This is a genomic window from Candidatus Paracaedibacter symbiosus (genome assembly GCF_000757605.1).
In the GTDB taxonomy this organism is placed as follows: Bacteria; Pseudomonadota; Alphaproteobacteria; order Paracaedibacterales; family Paracaedibacteraceae; genus Paracaedibacter_A; species Paracaedibacter_A symbiosus.
Genome location: NZ_JQAK01000004.1, coordinates 7,501 through 22,835, shown reverse-complemented (window position 1 = coordinate 22,835; position 15,335 = coordinate 7,501). Strand labels below are relative to the sequence as shown.

Here is a 15,335-nt window from a genome sequence, read left to right as displayed (position 1 = left end):
ATTTTCCAACTAAAATCACCTTAGAATTAACAGCTGGATTGTTTTTAATCTCTATTAGAGCGAGGGAGGTTTTGAGACATTTTGGACCTCCTAATGTCTCAAAGGTAATATTTTTAAGGATGAGACGATCTAGTGTTTTACATTCTTCCAAATTCGACGTTTTGCCAGATAAAATACGGCTGTCATAATCAAAAGATAGAACATCACTTTAACGCCTGTTTGTTTACGTTCTTCGGCATGGGGATCTGAGGCCCAAGCCAAGAAAGTCACAACGTCTTTGGCCATCTGGTCAACAGTGGCAGGAGTACCATCCGGATAGGTGACTTGCCCATCGGTTGTAAGCGGTGCGGTCATTGATAGTTGACCCCCTGGGAAGTAAGGATTATAATAACGTCCCGGCCCAACGGTGACATCTTTTGGAGCTTCTTCATATCCTGTCAACAATGAGTAGACATAGCTAGCACCACCCGGGCGGGCCTTTACCACCAATGACAGATCTGGCGGATGAGCCCCGTTGTTGGCCGCACGAGAGGCTTTTTCGTTGGGATAAGGGTTGGCAAAGTAATCCGATGGCAGGGCTTTGCGATCCGCTGGTTGCCCCTCGTCATCAAGGTCTTTCACAGTATATTCAGCAGCAATTGCTTTGGCTTCTTCCATTGTAAGCCCAAGATTAGTGGTGCGGATGGTCTCAATGTCTTTCCCTTGACCGGCCAGATTCCCATAACGCAAATGATCTAACCCATGACAAGCAGCACAGACTTGCTTGTAGACAAGAAAACCACGCTGCAAGGCATCAATAGGAAATTTACCCAAAGGTCCTGCAAAGGGCCAATTCACCTTTTTCGGGTGGCGTGTATCCGACTCTGCTATCGCTTCAGTGGCAACTGTTCCCAAAAAGCCTGTCAGTAAAAGAGCAATCAATTTTTTCATTTTTTTGCTCCTATTAAAATGGGATGACTAATACTCATCGGCAATAATGGTACAGGTTCCATTTTACTGAGAAAGGGAAGCAGCACCAAAAAATGGAAGAAGTAGTAAGCTGTTGCTAATCGTCCAATCATCAAAAAGTTTCCTTCTGGAGGATTTGCGCCCACCCAACCAAGCACAAAACAATCGATCAATAAAACCCAGAATAGCCAACGGTGAAACGGTCTAAAGCGGCTACTGCGGACAGGATGCGTATCCAACCACGGGAGGACGAACAAAACACCAATCGCGCTGAACATTGCCAAAACCCCAGAAAGCTTGTCTGGAATAGAGCGCAAGATTGCATAAAATGGTAAAAAATACCATTCGGGCACAATGTGAGGCGGGGTTACCAACGGGTTGGCTGGAATATAGTTATCAGCTTCACCAAAAAAGTCTGGGGCATAAAAGACAAACCCCATATAGATTAACAAGAAAACACCCAAGCCAAACATGTCCTTAATAGTATAATAGGGATGAAAGGGAATGCTGTCTTCAGGGCCTTTACGATCAATGCCAAGAGGGTTGTTGGACCCAAATTGATGTAAGGCCATAAGGTGGAGCATGCTGACGGCAGCAATAATGAACGGTAGCAGATAGTGCAGTGCGTAAAAACGGTTGAGTGTTGGATTGTCAACAGAAAAACCACCCCACAGCCAAGTCACAATTGATTCACCCACAAGTGGAAATGCTGAGAAGAGGTTAGTGATAACCGTTGCCCCCCAGAAGCTCATTTGCCCCCATGGCAAAACATACCCCATAAACGCAGTTGCCATCATCAACAGTAAAATAACAACACCAATCATCCATAAAAGCTCACGCGGTGCCTTGAAGGATCCATAATAAAGACCGCGGAAAATATGAATATACACAACGATGAAGAACATTGAAGCCCCATTCATATGCATGTAGCGAATCAACCAGCCATAGTTGACTTCGCGCATAATGCGCTCCACGCTGTCAAAAGCATAATGCACGTTGGGGACATAGTTCATGGCCAGGAAAATGCCGGTCAGCATCATAATGATCAACATGATACCCGCAAGTGAGCCAAAGTTCCACATGTAACTTAAGTTTTTGGGCGTTGGATAGTCTCTAAGTTCATGATTTAAAAAGGTAAAAACCGGGAGACGTTTATCGATCCACTTAATAATACTCACGCTGCTTCCCCAATCCGAATTGCTTTGTTTTCTTTGATGAAGGTATAGACAGGAACATCAAGATTCCGTGGCGCTGGGCCGCTGATAATTCGACCAGAAGCATCATAATGCGAGCCATGGCAGGCGCATAACCAACCGTCAACCATAGGATCCATCGATTTTCTGATGGTAGGGATACAGCCAAGGTGGGTACAAATTCCAACGACCACAAGCCATTCTGGATGTTTTGTACGCGCTTCATCGGTTTGCGGATCTTTTAAGATTTTTAGCGAAATATCGCGGACAGATTTGATTTCTTCCTCGGTACGACGGCGGATAAACACCGGTTTTCCCCGCCACATTACGGTGAGCGAATCGCCTGCCTTAATATGGTCAATGTCCACGTCGACGCTGGACTGTGAAAGTACATCGGCGGAGGGGTTCATACTACTGACAAACGGTACGATTGCAGCACAACCGCCGATTGCTCCCATTGCTCCTGCTGTTAAAAAAAGAAAATCGCGCCGTGTGGCTTGCCCCACGGTGTCGTTTTGATTGTCCTTTGTCGAGTCCACGTAACCACCCAATAAAATGTGCCTTTATTACCAAATTAAATGCTACATTGGTCAGAAGCGGAATGCGTCACTATGACGCATGCGGCATCAAAATTATTAAATATGTTGAGAATCAATATATTATCCAAGCTTAAGAATGAGATTTTCAGCGACCTTATTAAGAAACAATCAAGAGAATTGAATGAGATTAGCGCTTTATCAACCAGAAATACCGCAAAATACTGGGACCTTGATGCGCCTTGGCGCTTGCTTAGGAGTTCCTCTTGATGTTATAGAGCCTTGCGGTTTTGTTTGGAACGATCAAAAATTACGGCGTGCTGGGATGGATTATATTGAGCTAGCCAACGTTACGCGGCACGTGTCGTGGGTGAAGTTTTGGCAGGCAACACAAGCCACTGGCTCTCGCATTGTTTTACTGGATGCGCAAGCTAAGCAATCTTTTGTGACATTCAAGTTTCAACCAACTGACATTTTGTTATTGGGTCAGGAAAGTTCAGGTGTTCCCGAGACCGTGGCCACCCAAGTTGACGCACAGGTGTTGATTCCCATGCTTTCTGGGTGTCGTTCGCTTAATGTAGCAGTTTCAGCGGCGATGGTTCTCACTGAAGCACTTAGACAAACAAACCAATTCCCCACAGGAGATTTATAATGGAATTAGAAACCCGAAAAGCGCAATTGGAAACCTGGTTTGAGACATTGCGGGACCGCATTTGCACAGAATTTGAAAAGTTAGAGGAGGAATGCGCTCATCCCTATCTTTTACCCGGGCAATTTCGGCGGGAAGCCTGGCAACGCCCCGATGCATCCCAAGAAAATGGCCAAGGCGGTGGCGGTATTATGTCGATTATGAATGGGCGTGTTTTTGAAAAAGTAGGCGTTAATATTTCAACTGTGTGGGGACAATTTGAGCCTAAATTCGCGGCTCAAATTCCAGGTGCAACTGAGGATCCTCGCTTTTGGGCTGCTGGGATTTCATTAGTTGCACATCCTCTTAATCCTTTTGTTCCAACTGTCCATATGAACACACGCCACATCATGACGAGCAAGTCATGGTTTGGGGGAGGCGCTGATTTAACCCCAGCCATTGAATGCTCGGAGGATAAAGACGATTTTCATAAGGCATTCCGAACTGCATGTGATCAATTTGATGAGAATTATTATCCTAAATTCAAACTGTGGTGTGATGAATATTTTTATATCAAGCATCGCAAAGAGCCACGTGGTGTTGGTGGTATTTTTTACGATTATCATGATTCAGGGGACTTTGAAAAAGATTTTGAGTTTACAAAAGCTGTTGGAGAAAGTTTTTTGGGGATTTATCCCGAGATTGTCCGTCGCAATTATCAAAAGCCCTGGGGGCCGGAAGAAAAGCAACAGCAGCTCATTAAACGTGGGCGCTATGCTGAGTTCAATCTTGTCTATGATCGGGGGACTAAGTTTGGGCTGGAAACCAATGGCAATGTCGACGCCATTTTGATGTCGCTACCGCCTCTTGCTGTTTGGGTGTAATTTCCTTGAATATGAGAGCGAAATAACGTTATAAACAGGTAAGTATCTAAAAACCGACCGGAAAACGATGATTAACTACGATTTGGTTAAACGCGAAAATTCTCTATTTTTCAGACGCTGGCTCAGTGAGCCGAAACAACTTGGAACCTTGGCTCCCATCTCGAAAAAGTTGGCCAGATCAGCCGCAAAGCTTATTCATGACCCAGCGTGCCTCAAAGTGGTGGAAATTGGAGCTGGCACAGGTCGCCTGACACGCTCATTAATGGATTATGGTGTTAAGCCTGAAAATTTAACCGCAGTGGAGTTGGATGCGTCATTTTGCGGTTTTTTAAGGTCCAGCATGCCTAAAATTAATGTGATTCATGGTGATGCGTGCGAGCTGCCTAATTTGTTGGGCGATAAGCTTAGCGGTAGTGTTGACGTGGTTTACTCTGTTATTCCCCTGATGTACTTGGATCCTGAGATTCGTGACCGCATTTTAGAACAAAGCTTAGCTGTGTTAAAACCTGGTGGCAAATTTTATCATGTCTGTTACACACCCCTTTCCCCCTTTAGAAAAAATAAATCAATCAAGAGTAAGCGCCTCGTCTCCTCATGGTTGAACATACCGCCAGGCTTTGTTTGGGAGTTCCGTCGTGCTGAATCTGAAAGATAAACGGTTTCAGGATAACGAGAACTTTTTATTTCTGCAGCGCCTCCTCAAAAACCCCAGAGCGTTGGGGGCGATTGCTCCGAGCTCAAAAGCACTTGCCAGATTTATTTGTCGCCATATTGATTATAATGAAGGGGATTATGTTATTGAAGTTGGCGCTGGGACTGGGCGTTTTACCAGGGCAATTTTGCAAGCCGGTATTCCTGAATCCCAGTTGATCGTTTTAGAGTTAGATAAAGAATTAGCCCGCTACCTGAAGACAAATTTTCCAGGTGTTCACGTGATTCAAGGTAACGCAACAGAGCTTGAAACCCTCATTCCTCAAGTCGCAATTGGGAATGTGTGCACCGTCATTTCTGGCATTCCCATGGTTAATTTACCTAAAAAAGTCCAAAAAGAAATTATCGATTCCTGTTTCCAAGTGTTGGGTGATGGCGGGGGGTTGCTCCAATTTACTTACGGTCTTGTTTCTCCAATTCCAGCCAAATCATTTGGAATTTTTGCTAGGAAATTGGGTCGTGTTTTACAAAACATCCCACCGGCTACTATTTGGCATTATTCTTTAACCCCCCTAGCTGATGTGCATCTCATCAAGACAAAAAAGAATTATATGCGACGTCTCTTATTGAAACTTAAAAAACCATTAAGATTTCAGCGTAGAAAAAAGAAGGTTTAAATGTTTCTTAGGACATCCCAATAGTGAGAAAATATCGATATTTCGTAACACTTGCCAAGTCATCTCTCACTCTCTCATCTTGAAAATGACAACACAGAGATAAGATTCTCTACTGCCATGTACTGAGAAAAGTTTTAACATTTGCGAGTAGAGTCTCCTTATCGAGATAAATGATATTCCTTCAATTGCTGATGAAAGATTATATAGCTTTTCCTTAGTTATTAGTTTTAACGGTTAATGATGCCTCTTCAGTATTTAAAAAACTTAAAATAGCTGGTGTATTAAAAGGAAGCGGATGATTCTTTTTTCCATGCCCAAACTCGTCAGAGTGGATAAATGGAATATTGCGTTCCTCCAATTTTTCTGCAAGAGCTTCGCGTAGCCACTGATACTTAGTATGCTCTTCTGGGGCATAATTAAAGTTCCCCCAAATTACAGCCTGGAGAGAATCGAGTAGCCTGCTTCTTTCCATATGATTTAAAGATTCCATCAATTTCGTGGCTTGCTCGCCCGTTTCTTCAAGAAACAATATTTTACGGCTAGTGTTAAGCTGCGTCTCTGTTCCAATGCTCCGTTGTATAAGAGAAACATTTCCTCCCACAATAGGGCCTCTAACAAACCTACCTTCTTGTTGAGCCGCTTTATTGAGGGGGAGAAATTTGTAAGTCAGCTCTTGAATCTCACCTGTGAGAATGGGGAGTATTTCGTTGAGGGAGGCTTCCGCATTAACAGCATGATTTGCTTCTTTGTTATATCCCAAGACAATTCCATGAAGGGAGGGCCAGTTTCGGGCTGCGGCCCAAAGATGAAGTGCCGTAATATCGCTAAAACCAACTATTAACTTTGCGGGAGTAGATAGGGGAATATCTTGCAAAGAGGGGAGGAGAAGCGAGGAGCCTCGGCCACCCCGAAGAGCCCACACAATTTTGGTTTCATCACACAATGCTTCTTTTAAATGGGCAGCACGGTATTCTTCTGTGTTGCTATAACCAAGGGGATGAGGATTGATGAGGTCATCCGGAATAAGAGGTTCATATCCCATTTTTAAAATGGCTTTACGCGCGTGTTCAACAGAGCCATCGTGATTACCATAGCCGGGAGCAATGACATGTATATTATTGCCAGGCTCTAAAACATTCCATTTTTCAGCGCCCCAGCTATGATTAATAAAAAATACTAGGGGTAAAAACAGAAAGAGGGGGAATTTTTTCATTATTATTTCTTCTTTTTTTCAGCGTTTCAACTTTAATTAATAAACCCACAATAAAAACAGAGAGACAGGGAATTTTTTCGTTTTATTTCTCTTAGTTTTATTTCTCTTAGGAGAGACATAAAAAAAGAGAGCAAATTTATTGCTCTCCTTTTTGGAAGTGTTCCGAAAACCAAAGCGATTAACGCTTGGAGAATTGGAAACGACGGCGTGCTTTTGCTTGACCGTATTTTTTACGTTCAACAACACGGCTATCGCGAGTGAGGAAACCACCCTGTTTTAATGGGGAACGTAATGTTGGTTCAAAGTTAACCAACGCTTTGCTAATCCCATGACGGACGGCACCTGCTTGACCAGAAAGACCGCCACCAATAACTGTGCACCAAATATCGTATTGACCGAGACGATTTGTTGTTTTGAATGGTTGGTCAATCAGCATTTGTAATACTGGGCGCGCAAAGTATTGGCTACCGGGGCGACCGTTGACGATCAACTTACCGTTGCCTGGTTTAATCCAAACGCGAGCAACAGCATTTTTTCTTTTACCTGTTGCATACGCACGACCTTGAGCGTCGATTTGTGGTTCAGCTGGTGTGCTGGACCGTTCAGCCGCAGGAGCTGCAGCTTCTTTGACGGCAGACTTAAGATCTTCTAAGTGAATTTTTTCGCGTGACACGACTAGATGCTCCTTACATTCTTACGATTCAATTCCGCCACATTCAAAACTTGTGGGTTTTGGGCTTGATGTGGGTGATTTGGACCGACATATACTTTCAAGTTGCTCATGATTTGGCGTCCCAATGGTCCACGTGGAACCATACGCTCAACAGCTTTTTTGACAACGCGCTCAGGGTGCTTGCCGCTCAAAATTTGACCAATTTTTCGCTCTTTAATCCCGCCAGCATAACCTGTGTGCCAGTAGAATTTTTTGTCTTCAAGCTTGTTACCTGTCAAATGAACTTTTTCAGCATTGATAACAATAATATAGTCACCACAATCAACATGAGGTGTGTATGACCCTTTATGCTTGCCGCGGAGTCTGTTAGCGATAATCGATGCAAGTCTCCCAAGAATGAGATCTTGCGCATCGATAAGGACCCAATTCTTTTTTACTTCACTGGGTTTAATCGATATTGTTTGCATTTTTTGAGCAACCTTTTTCGAAATTGTTAATATATATTATCCGCATAATGATCTAACCATATGGAAAAATCAACATTTTTCTTTGTGGTACTATGGTAACATATATCGTTATGCAGAGAAATTTAAATTTTTTACTTGCGAATTAAACTATTTCCGAGTCAAATGAAAAATCACATTGATGATTTGTTAGCTTAACATTATATGTTTGCTAGTAAATAAAGAATTTTGTATGGTTTTTAACTTAGGATAGAGCATGAATCAAATTAGCTCAACTATAGAAGATATAGAGGTTATACCTGATAGGGAAGCCCAAACTCCAGAGTATAATTCCAACGATATTAAAAAAAAATACTCTTATTGGCAGTTGCGAATCTTGTATTCAATGGCTTTTGGTTACGCTGCATTTTATTTAGTTCGCCAAAATTTTTCCATGGCGATCCCTGCCATCTCTGCTGACCTTGGTTATACAAAGACTCAGCTTGGAGGTGTGATCACAATTTGGTCCATTATTTATGGTATAGGCAAACTTCTAAATGGTTATTTGAGTGACCGTTCTAACGCTAGGTATTTCATGAGTCTAGGCCTTTTGGGAGGCGCGTTGACGAGTTTAGTGATGGGTTGGGGCAGCGGTATTGCTTTTTTTACAGTGGTATGGGCATTTAATGCATGGTTTCAATCGATGGGTTGGCCCCCCGTCTCACGTCTTCTAACGCACTGGTTTAGTCCGACTGAGCTTGGGACAAAATGGGGGATTACTAATCTTTCTCATCAGCTTGGTGGTGCGATTATTGCTGTTCTTGCTGGCTATTTGATCCAAAACTATGGATGGCGTAGTGCTTTTTTTGTGCCCGCCCTTATTTCATTGGTTATGGTTGTCCTTCTCTTTAATCGGTTGCGGGATACACCTGAATCATTAGGCTTACCTTCTATTGAAGATCATAGCGGTCTTGTGAGTGCAAAGAGTGCAAGCATTTCCGATGGTGATATGAATATGAAGGAGCTCTTTGCGACACTTGCCTATAATAAAGAGCTTTGGTTGGTTTGTTTAGGCAATATGTTCCTTTATGTGGTACGCATGGGTGTCTTCAATTGGGCGCCCACATTCTTAAGCGAACTTAAAGGGGCGTCACTGACTTCTTCGGGGTGGCAAGTTGCCGCTTTTGAGATTGCTGGGATGCTTGGTGGTGTTGCAGCAGGTTGGTTGTCGGATAAACTCTTCGCTGGCAGACGTGGGCCTGTAAGCTTTTTGTATATGATGTGCATGGTCGTTGCCTTATGCTATTTCTGGTTTGTGCCAGCGGGATATGATTTATTGAATACATTGGCAATGACATCCGTTGGATTCTTGGTTTATGGTCCGCAAGTTTTGGTCGGAGTCGCTGCGGCTGACTTTGCATCAAAGCGTGCCGTTGGTATGGCTGTTGGTCTAACCGGGACCTTTGGTTATGTGGGTGGCAGCGCCATCAGCGGTGTTTGTATTGGCTGGATTGCTGATAATTACGGCTGGGATGGTGGATTTATTTTCTTTATTATTTCTGCTATGCTAGCATGTATATGTTTTGCTCTAACTTGGAATAGTAAGGCAAAAGTACTTGAAAATAGTCAGAAATAGGACAATATTCATTTAAGCGATAACTTGTCACCTGTGGGGAAGTTACAAACAGTTTTTAAGTTTAATATACGGAATGAATGGCTAGACATGAAACAGGCAGCATCGAATTTCACGGCAATTAACCCGTCACAACTTAGCTTTCGTCCTCCAAAGACGATCGTTCTTGTTGGACTGATGGGAGCGGGTAAGACCAGTATTGGACGACGTTTGGCAAAGCGCCTTGATGTTGATTTTTTTGATTCGGATCACGAGGTTGAATTAGCAGCAGGATGTCCCATTAAAGATATCTTTAATGTTTATGGCGAAGAGGCTTTCAGGAGCGGTGAATATCGCGTAATTAGTCGTTTGCTAGATCAATCGGTGCATGTGCTTGCCACAGGTGGTGGTTCATTTATGAATGATAAGAGCCGTGAAGCTATTAAATCCAAAGCAATTTCTGTCTGGCTGAAGGCTGATTTAGATACATTGGTGGCACGTGTTTCCAGACGGACAGATCGTCCGTTTCTTGAAGATGCTGCCAATCATCGTGAAACTTTGGAACAGCTTATTAAGGAACGTGATCCCGTCTATTCCAAAGCAGATGTTGTTGTAGAAACACTCGATGAACCAACAAATGCAACAGTAGATCGGGTAATTTTAGCGCTAGCTAATTTTATTCGGGATCAATATCCCACTGAGTATGTTCTAAAGACTATTTAAATCGGTCGGGAGGGGGTAAGACATACCCCTTAAACCATCCCGGGGGAACCCAAATTAAATAATAAAAAGTGCGAGTCATGCACTGCATGTATTGAGACTTGTTCTCCTGAGTCAAACGCAATTGCGTCTCCACGTTCAAGGTGTAAACCATTGACAATAATCTTGCCTGTAATTACCTGAATCCAAATACTTTTATGGGGCATTGGTGTATGGGTAAGCTCGTAATTTGGATGGAGGATACTGGCGTAAATCTTGGCGTCTGAATTTAACTCAATGACACCCTCCGCCTTGCGATTCCAGTCATCTCCTAAGCCTGCAGCAATAAGTTTGAGCTTGTTGTCTATTATTGCTCGTTCCAGATTAATTTGATCGTACGTTGGCAATACATCTCGTTTAAGGGGCAGGAGCCATATTTGCAAAAAATGGGTTGTTTCTGTTGCTGAGTTGTTATATTCGCTATGACTCATGCCGTGCCCCGCGCGCATATATTGGACATCACCGCCATAGATAACTTTTTTGTGCCCAAGAGTATCTTCATGCATGAGACTTCCCGTCAACATATAAGTGAGAATTTCCATATTTGCATGCTCGTGAGTGGGGAATCCACTTTTTGAGCTTATATAGTCTTCATTAATAACGCGCAGATTTCTAAAGCCAGTGAAGGTTGGATTATAGTAGTCACCAAAGGAAAAACTATGGTAGCTTTTTAGCCAACCATGGTCTCGAAAGCCCCGTTCTGAATTACGTAGAAGCATTACCATAAGAGGTTCTCCTTAATAGGTCTCTTTCAAAATTGTCATATTTTTCTCTTTGGAGGCTATCAACTAGTCTTCTCCAAACTTTACCCACGGTTTTTCTTAGCCAAAAATTAAACTATTTTAATTGTAAAGAGGTATACTCTTCGATTACTAGTTTGAAAATCTACAATCGATGCCTCATACTTATTCTAAATATACTTAGAACGTAAAATGTAAATATGCGACCCAACAAAATCCAATTTTCAATTGAGAAAAAGCATGATTGTCAAATTTTCTTCTTGAAAAACAATATAATGGATGCTCTTACAAATGTTATAAAGCCTAATCTTATGGGGCAAGCTTTTAATCGTTCTTTTTGGGTTGTGGATAAAGTGATTCAACAACTTTATCCTACTCTCTTTAATGATTTAGAGATGCCAATACTCTCTTTAAGGGGAGGAGAAAATGCTAAAACGTTGGCAAATGTTGAGCAAATTGTAGAGTTTTTACAAAAAAACCAATGTCAACGCTATGATTCCCTCATGGTGATAGGGGGGGCTGTCTGGGGGATGTTGCTGGCTTTGCTGCCAATATTTACAAGCGCGGTATTCCCTGGTTTTTCTTGCCAACGACCCTTTTGTCGCAGGTTGATAGCAGTATTGGTGGCAAGGTTGCTATCAATACAGCCTACGGTAAAAACCAATTAGGTGCCTTTTGGCCGGCTCAGCAAGTTTATATCACTGATATTTTTTTAGAGACACTTGATGCTCGGCAAGTAAAGGCAGGCATGGCGGAAATTATTAAAATTGCGCCATTTTCAAAGGGAACTCTTTTGCAGTTACTGGGGGCTCCTGAAGTACCAAAAATTCTAACTTTGGTGGAAGGGGCAATTCGGGCAAAGCTTGAGGTTATAGGGAATGATTGGTATGAAGCTAAAGGAGGGACGCGTATTGGTCTTAATTTTGGGCACACAATCGGTCATGCCTTAGAAAAAACTGCGCCCGAGTTATTACATGGCGAAGCGGTGGCTTTGGGAATGCTCATAGAATTACAGCTAGCGCAACGGTTGGGAGAAAAAACGATTCCTTTAGAAGTAATCGAAAAACTACTTATCAAGTTTAGCTTGCCAACACAATTTCATCACTATGTGAATAAAGAGAGATGGTCACTATTTTTGGAAGCATTATTGCAGGATAAAAAAAACGAGGTAAATCGCATTATCTTCGTTGTTCCAGGGCCGGAAGGCAAGGTAAAAAAACTTGAGATTAATCTCCTTCACTTGAAAAGCATTCTATTTTAAGTAAATAGTTGATATACTCCATGTAAGTAGAGGTAAGCTAAGAGATGTGGATAATTAATAAAATGATGATGAGTTCTCTTCTGCTGGCAAGTCTTGCGAGTATTATCATGGGGTCGGCTAACGCAGAAAATGCTGAAAAGACGGCCTATGAGGCTCGCTTAAAGAGCTTGGTAGAGTCTCGTAAAGGGCGCCTTGCTAAAATCCATGAAAAGTTATTTACTGAACAAGTGAATCTTTTTCACTTAGGCGTAGACATTAAAGAGCTTATCCACATCTATAAAAATCACTTGCAGAAATTTGAAACAGCCAAAAAGTTTGCTAGCATGGATAATCTTTTGCTAAAAGATATCGAACTATTGTTGACCCGCCTTGAAAAGGGAAGCGAGAATCCAATTAATGATCAGGCACAGGCAAAACATTGTTATGAGCTTGTGTCGGCTATTGAGTCGCTGTTTGAAAAGCTAGAAAATCCTACAGATGATTTTGATAGTTCAGCTTTGCCGCTTGAAAGTTCAGCTATTGTAGAGTCTTATAAAAGATTAAAAGGGGAGCAATTGCCCTGTCATGTAACAAGTAATAAATTGAAAAAAAAGAGAAAGGAAGAGACTGAAGAATTATCCCCCCTCTCACCAGCTCAAATAAAAATATCAACTCTTATGCCTGCAGCGTCCGAAGAAGATGGTGAGCGACAGAGTGCTTTTTACGATTAACCTATTGAGATTTTTATGTTAACTTTTATGATTATCCTTATTTTGCTCCTCATGATTGGGGCAGCTACCTTATCTGCATCTGAAACATCTATAACAGCAGCCTCAAGAGCAAAGCTATATCAAATGTTTAAAAGTGGGAATAAGCGGGCTGGGTTGACGCGCGAGCTTACCGAAAATCTAGGTCTCTCCTTAAGTGCTATTTTGCTATGTAATACATTAATTATCACATTTACAACGTCTGCTGTGACCGATATTTTGACGAATTTTTTTGGGCGCGAAGGAGTGATTTATGCGCCACTTATTACCAGTGCGTTGTTAGTTGTCTATGCTGAAACTTTGCCTAAAATTATCGCGGTTAATCAACCGGAGCGGGTACTCCTTTTCTTTATTTGGCCGATTTGGTTCATCTTCAAAATCTTCAAACCAATTACATTGGGAATTAATAATTTTGCCCGTTGGCATCTAGGTTTTTTTGGTTTTAAATCAAAAGGAAACGAGGAATTTGCGGCGTTAGAAGAATTGCGTGGCGCAATTGATATGCACTTTAGTACTTCACAAGGAGCGGGGAATGAAAGGGCCATGTTGAAGAGCATTTTGGACTTGGGTTCCGTCCATGTGGAAGAGATTATGGTTCACCGCAAAAACGTCACAATGATTGATGCTGATGATAGCTCTAGCCGTATTGTTGAACAAGTCCTTGCCAGTCCCTTTACTCGGCTGCCACTATGGAAAGATGATCCTGACAATATTATTGGAATTATTCATGCAAAGGCGCTTTTGCGCGCGGTCCAAGCTCACAAAGGTCATTTGGATGATCTTGATATCACTAGTGTTGTCAATAAGCCTTGGTTTATTCCAGAAAACGCCGATTTACTCGATCAGTTGCATGCATTTCGTAATCGACGTGAGCATTTTGCTATCGTTGTAGATGAATATGGTGCATTTATGGGGATCGTCACTCTTGAAGATATTCTTGAGGAAATCGTTGGCGATATTACTGACGAGCATGATATTGCTGTGCGGGGGATTCGCCCTCAGGAGGATGGTTCTTATATTATTGATGGGACTGTGACGATCCGCGATATTAATCGCCAGCTTGATTGGACACTGCCTGATGAAGATGCATCGACCATTGCAGGGCTTCTTCTTTACGAGGTCAGAATGATTCCAGAAATAGGACAGACCTTTATGGTTAACAACTATAAATTTGAAGTCTTAAGAAGACACCGAAATCAAATCACTCTTCTGCGCGTCAGGTTACTGCCGGAGTCATAAAAGCAGGGAGGGTTAAGACCTCCTTTATGGAAGGGGACTAGCGGGTCCAGGTTCCCCAGATGGCGTAAGGATTGCTTCATAAGCCAACTTTATTTAGGTCGAGGATTATCAGTCAAAAAGGTCAAAATAGATTTGGGAAAATTAGAAATGAGTGCCTAAAATCACTCTAAAGAAAAAGCCCTCAGTCGAGGGCCTTCTTGTTTGAAAAAAGCTATGTTGCAGATCCGCGATGTTCCTTGCGGAATTTTGTAATGCTAAAAGGAATTGTAAATAGATAGGCAATTGAAATTACAGATAACGTCACCCATGGCTCCACAAATAGTGCTCCTCCTAAGAGTGCAACACAAATCAATACATAAGGTACATATTTAGGGGCAATTTTAATCGTCTTATGAGAAAATGTAGGGACTTTACTTATGCAGAGGGTACCTACCAGCAACAACATAATTGTCATCACATAGGGAGAAGTGACTGGACTAGTAATTGACATGTTCTTTAAAACAATATCAATCATTAATGGCATTAAAACTATAATTGCACCGGGTGGGGCGGGGATTCCCATGAAGTAGGTTTCTGGCCAATTATCTGAGTCACCTTCAATGCTTACCGTGTTGAATCTGGCAAGGCGCAGAGCCATACAGACGCTGAAATAAAGTGTAATAATCCAACCTAAACCATTCCATTCATGTAAAGATCTCAGATAGACAATCAGCGTTGGTGATACGCCAAAACAAATGAAGTCGGAAAGAGAATCAAGCTCTGCCCCAAAACGGCTGGTACTCCCAAGATAGCGTGCTAAACGTCCATCCATCGTGTCCATAATTGCCGACGCAAAGATAGCAATGATCGCAAACTCCCATTGTCCCATAAGAGCAAAACGAACAGAGCTCAGCCCTGTGCATAGGGCTAAGACTGTTGTCATGTTAGGAAGCATAGAGGCAAAATTGAGTGGTTTGTTAGAGATTCTCTTGAGATTTGAGGGAAGGTGGCTGGTAAGCCTATCCCTCAGGTTGTTTGAATTTCTTCGCATACTTATTCCCTCAATTAATGAGTTAAACTAGCGCGTTGCTCATTTGGGCTTGCAAGATCTGCAATAACGGTTTCACCCCCGATCATTTTTTGTCCAATAAAA

At 42.3% G+C, this 15,335-nt stretch carries 19 protein-coding genes (1 of these 19 running past the window's edge); 10 read left to right on the top strand and 9 right to left on the bottom strand.

Annotated elements, in window-relative coordinates; genetic code table 11:
• Window positions 1-129: 129 nt before the first annotated feature.
• Genes IG80_RS0108615 through petA form a run of 3 tightly spaced genes read right to left on the bottom strand, consistent with a single transcriptional unit; the run spans window position 130 to window position 2,647 of the window.
• Window positions 130-930: a cytochrome c1 gene (locus IG80_RS0108615; protein WP_032113669.1), complete on the bottom strand. Its 801-nt coding sequence runs from the start codon at window positions 928-930 to the stop codon at window positions 130-132.
• Window positions 927-2,126, bottom strand: coding sequence for a cytochrome b (locus tag IG80_RS0108610; protein ID WP_032113668.1), 1,200 nt, complete (start codon window positions 2,124-2,126; stop codon window positions 927-929). The genes IG80_RS0108615 and IG80_RS0108610 overlap by 4 nt, the downstream gene beginning before the upstream one ends.
• Complete coding sequence (gene petA, locus IG80_RS0108605) at window positions 2,123-2,647, bottom strand: ubiquinol-cytochrome c reductase iron-sulfur subunit (protein WP_198027326.1); 525 nt, start codon at window positions 2,645-2,647, stop codon at window positions 2,123-2,125. Before petA ends, IG80_RS0108610 begins: the two co-directional genes overlap by 4 nt.
• Before the next feature lie 214 nt (window positions 2,648-2,861).
• Between petA and IG80_RS0108600 the strand changes: the two genes are divergently transcribed.
• The 4 genes from IG80_RS0108600 (at window position 2,862) to IG80_RS0108585 (ending at window position 5,517) form a co-directional block, all read left to right on the top strand.
• Entirely contained in the window at window positions 2,862-3,329 is a 468-nt protein-coding gene (locus IG80_RS0108600; protein ID WP_032113667.1) for a tRNA (cytidine(34)-2'-O)-methyltransferase, read from the top strand.
• Window positions 3,329-4,189 (top strand): oxygen-dependent coproporphyrinogen oxidase, encoded by an 861-nt coding sequence (hemF, locus tag IG80_RS0108595; RefSeq protein ID WP_032113666.1) that lies wholly within the window; start codon window positions 3,329-3,331, stop codon window positions 4,187-4,189. The genes IG80_RS0108600 and hemF overlap by 1 nt, the downstream gene beginning before the upstream one ends.
• A 67-nt stretch (window positions 4,190-4,256) precedes the next feature.
• Window positions 4,257-4,844 carry a class I SAM-dependent methyltransferase gene (locus tag IG80_RS13395; protein WP_052046281.1) on the top strand — a complete coding sequence of 196 codons (588 nt, stop codon included), beginning with the start codon at window positions 4,257-4,259 and terminating at the stop codon, window positions 4,842-4,844.
• Window positions 4,825-5,517 carry a class I SAM-dependent methyltransferase gene (locus IG80_RS0108585; RefSeq protein ID WP_052046280.1) on the top strand — a complete coding sequence of 231 codons (693 nt, stop codon included), beginning with the start codon at window positions 4,825-4,827 and terminating at the stop codon, window positions 5,515-5,517. The genes IG80_RS13395 and IG80_RS0108585 overlap by 20 nt, the downstream gene beginning before the upstream one ends.
• A 214-nt stretch (window positions 5,518-5,731) precedes the next feature.
• On the opposite strand, the gene IG80_RS0108580 is transcribed toward IG80_RS0108585, so the two are convergent.
• The 3 genes from IG80_RS0108580 to rplM all read right to left on the bottom strand — a co-directional run bounded on the left by IG80_RS0108580 (window position 5,732) and on the right by rplM (window position 7,870).
• Entirely contained in the window at window positions 5,732-6,730 is a 999-nt protein-coding gene (locus tag IG80_RS0108580) for a S66 peptidase family protein (RefSeq protein WP_032113665.1), read from the bottom strand.
• 178 nt (window positions 6,731-6,908) lie between these two features.
• Window positions 6,909-7,403, bottom strand: a complete 495-nt coding sequence (gene rpsI, locus IG80_RS12585; protein WP_034418816.1) for a 30S ribosomal protein S9 — start codon at window positions 7,401-7,403, stop codon at window positions 6,909-6,911.
• 2 nt (window positions 7,404-7,405) lie between these two features.
• Window positions 7,406-7,870: a 50S ribosomal protein L13 gene (gene rplM / locus IG80_RS0108570; RefSeq protein WP_032113664.1), complete on the bottom strand. Its 465-nt coding sequence runs from the start codon at window positions 7,868-7,870 to the stop codon at window positions 7,406-7,408.
• 253 nt (window positions 7,871-8,123) lie between these two features.
• Between rplM and IG80_RS0108565 the strand changes: the two genes are divergently transcribed.
• Both IG80_RS0108565 and IG80_RS0108560 read left to right on the top strand, forming a co-directional pair.
• The gene (locus tag IG80_RS0108565) at window positions 8,124-9,482 is read left to right on the top strand and encodes an MFS transporter (RefSeq protein WP_084756321.1); all 1,359 of its coding nucleotides are present in this window, start codon (window positions 8,124-8,126) and stop codon (window positions 9,480-9,482) included.
• A gap of 87 nt (window positions 9,483-9,569) precedes the next feature.
• Window positions 9,570-10,181, top strand: a complete 612-nt coding sequence (locus IG80_RS0108560; protein WP_032113870.1) for a shikimate kinase — start codon at window positions 9,570-9,572, stop codon at window positions 10,179-10,181.
• Between the two features lie 29 nt (window positions 10,182-10,210).
• On the opposite strand, the gene IG80_RS0108555 is transcribed toward IG80_RS0108560, so the two are convergent.
• On the bottom strand, window positions 10,211-10,942 hold the full coding sequence (locus IG80_RS0108555; protein ID WP_032113663.1) for a pirin family protein: 732 nt from the start codon (window positions 10,940-10,942) through the stop codon (window positions 10,211-10,213).
• Window positions 10,943-11,157: 215 nt separating this feature from the next.
• Here IG80_RS0108555 and IG80_RS16270 point away from each other — a divergent pair, with 215 nt between their 5' ends.
• From IG80_RS16270 to IG80_RS0108535, 4 genes are read left to right on the top strand one after another with little or no spacing between them, the layout of a single operon-like run.
• Window positions 11,158-11,625 (top strand): hypothetical protein, encoded by a 468-nt coding sequence (locus IG80_RS16270; RefSeq protein WP_032113662.1) that lies wholly within the window; start codon window positions 11,158-11,160, stop codon window positions 11,623-11,625.
• Window positions 11,511-12,218, top strand: a complete 708-nt coding sequence (locus IG80_RS0108545) for a 3-dehydroquinate synthase (RefSeq protein WP_320408883.1) — start codon at window positions 11,511-11,513, stop codon at window positions 12,216-12,218. Before IG80_RS16270 ends, IG80_RS0108545 begins: the two co-directional genes overlap by 115 nt.
• Window positions 12,219-12,262: 44 nt before the next feature.
• On the top strand, window positions 12,263-12,928 hold the full coding sequence (locus IG80_RS0108540; RefSeq protein ID WP_032113660.1) for a hypothetical protein: 666 nt from the start codon (window positions 12,263-12,265) through the stop codon (window positions 12,926-12,928).
• A 15-nt stretch (window positions 12,929-12,943) separates the two neighbouring features.
• The gene (locus IG80_RS0108535) at window positions 12,944-14,203 is read left to right on the top strand and encodes an HlyC/CorC family transporter (protein ID WP_032113659.1); all 1,260 of its coding nucleotides are present in this window, start codon (window positions 12,944-12,946) and stop codon (window positions 14,201-14,203) included.
• Between the two features lie 211 nt (window positions 14,204-14,414).
• On the opposite strand, the gene IG80_RS0108530 is transcribed toward IG80_RS0108535, so the two are convergent.
• Window positions 14,415-15,233, bottom strand: coding sequence for a CDP-alcohol phosphatidyltransferase family protein (locus IG80_RS0108530; protein ID WP_084756316.1), 819 nt, complete (start codon window positions 15,231-15,233; stop codon window positions 14,415-14,417).
• A 14-nt stretch (window positions 15,234-15,247) separates the two neighbouring features.
• Window positions 15,248-15,335: the 3' portion of a phosphatidylserine decarboxylase gene (locus IG80_RS0108525; RefSeq protein WP_032113658.1), read on the bottom strand. It continues 596 nt past the right edge of the window; the window shows 88 of its 684 coding nt (coding positions 597-684); the start codon falls outside the window, past its right edge; it ends in the stop codon at window positions 15,248-15,250.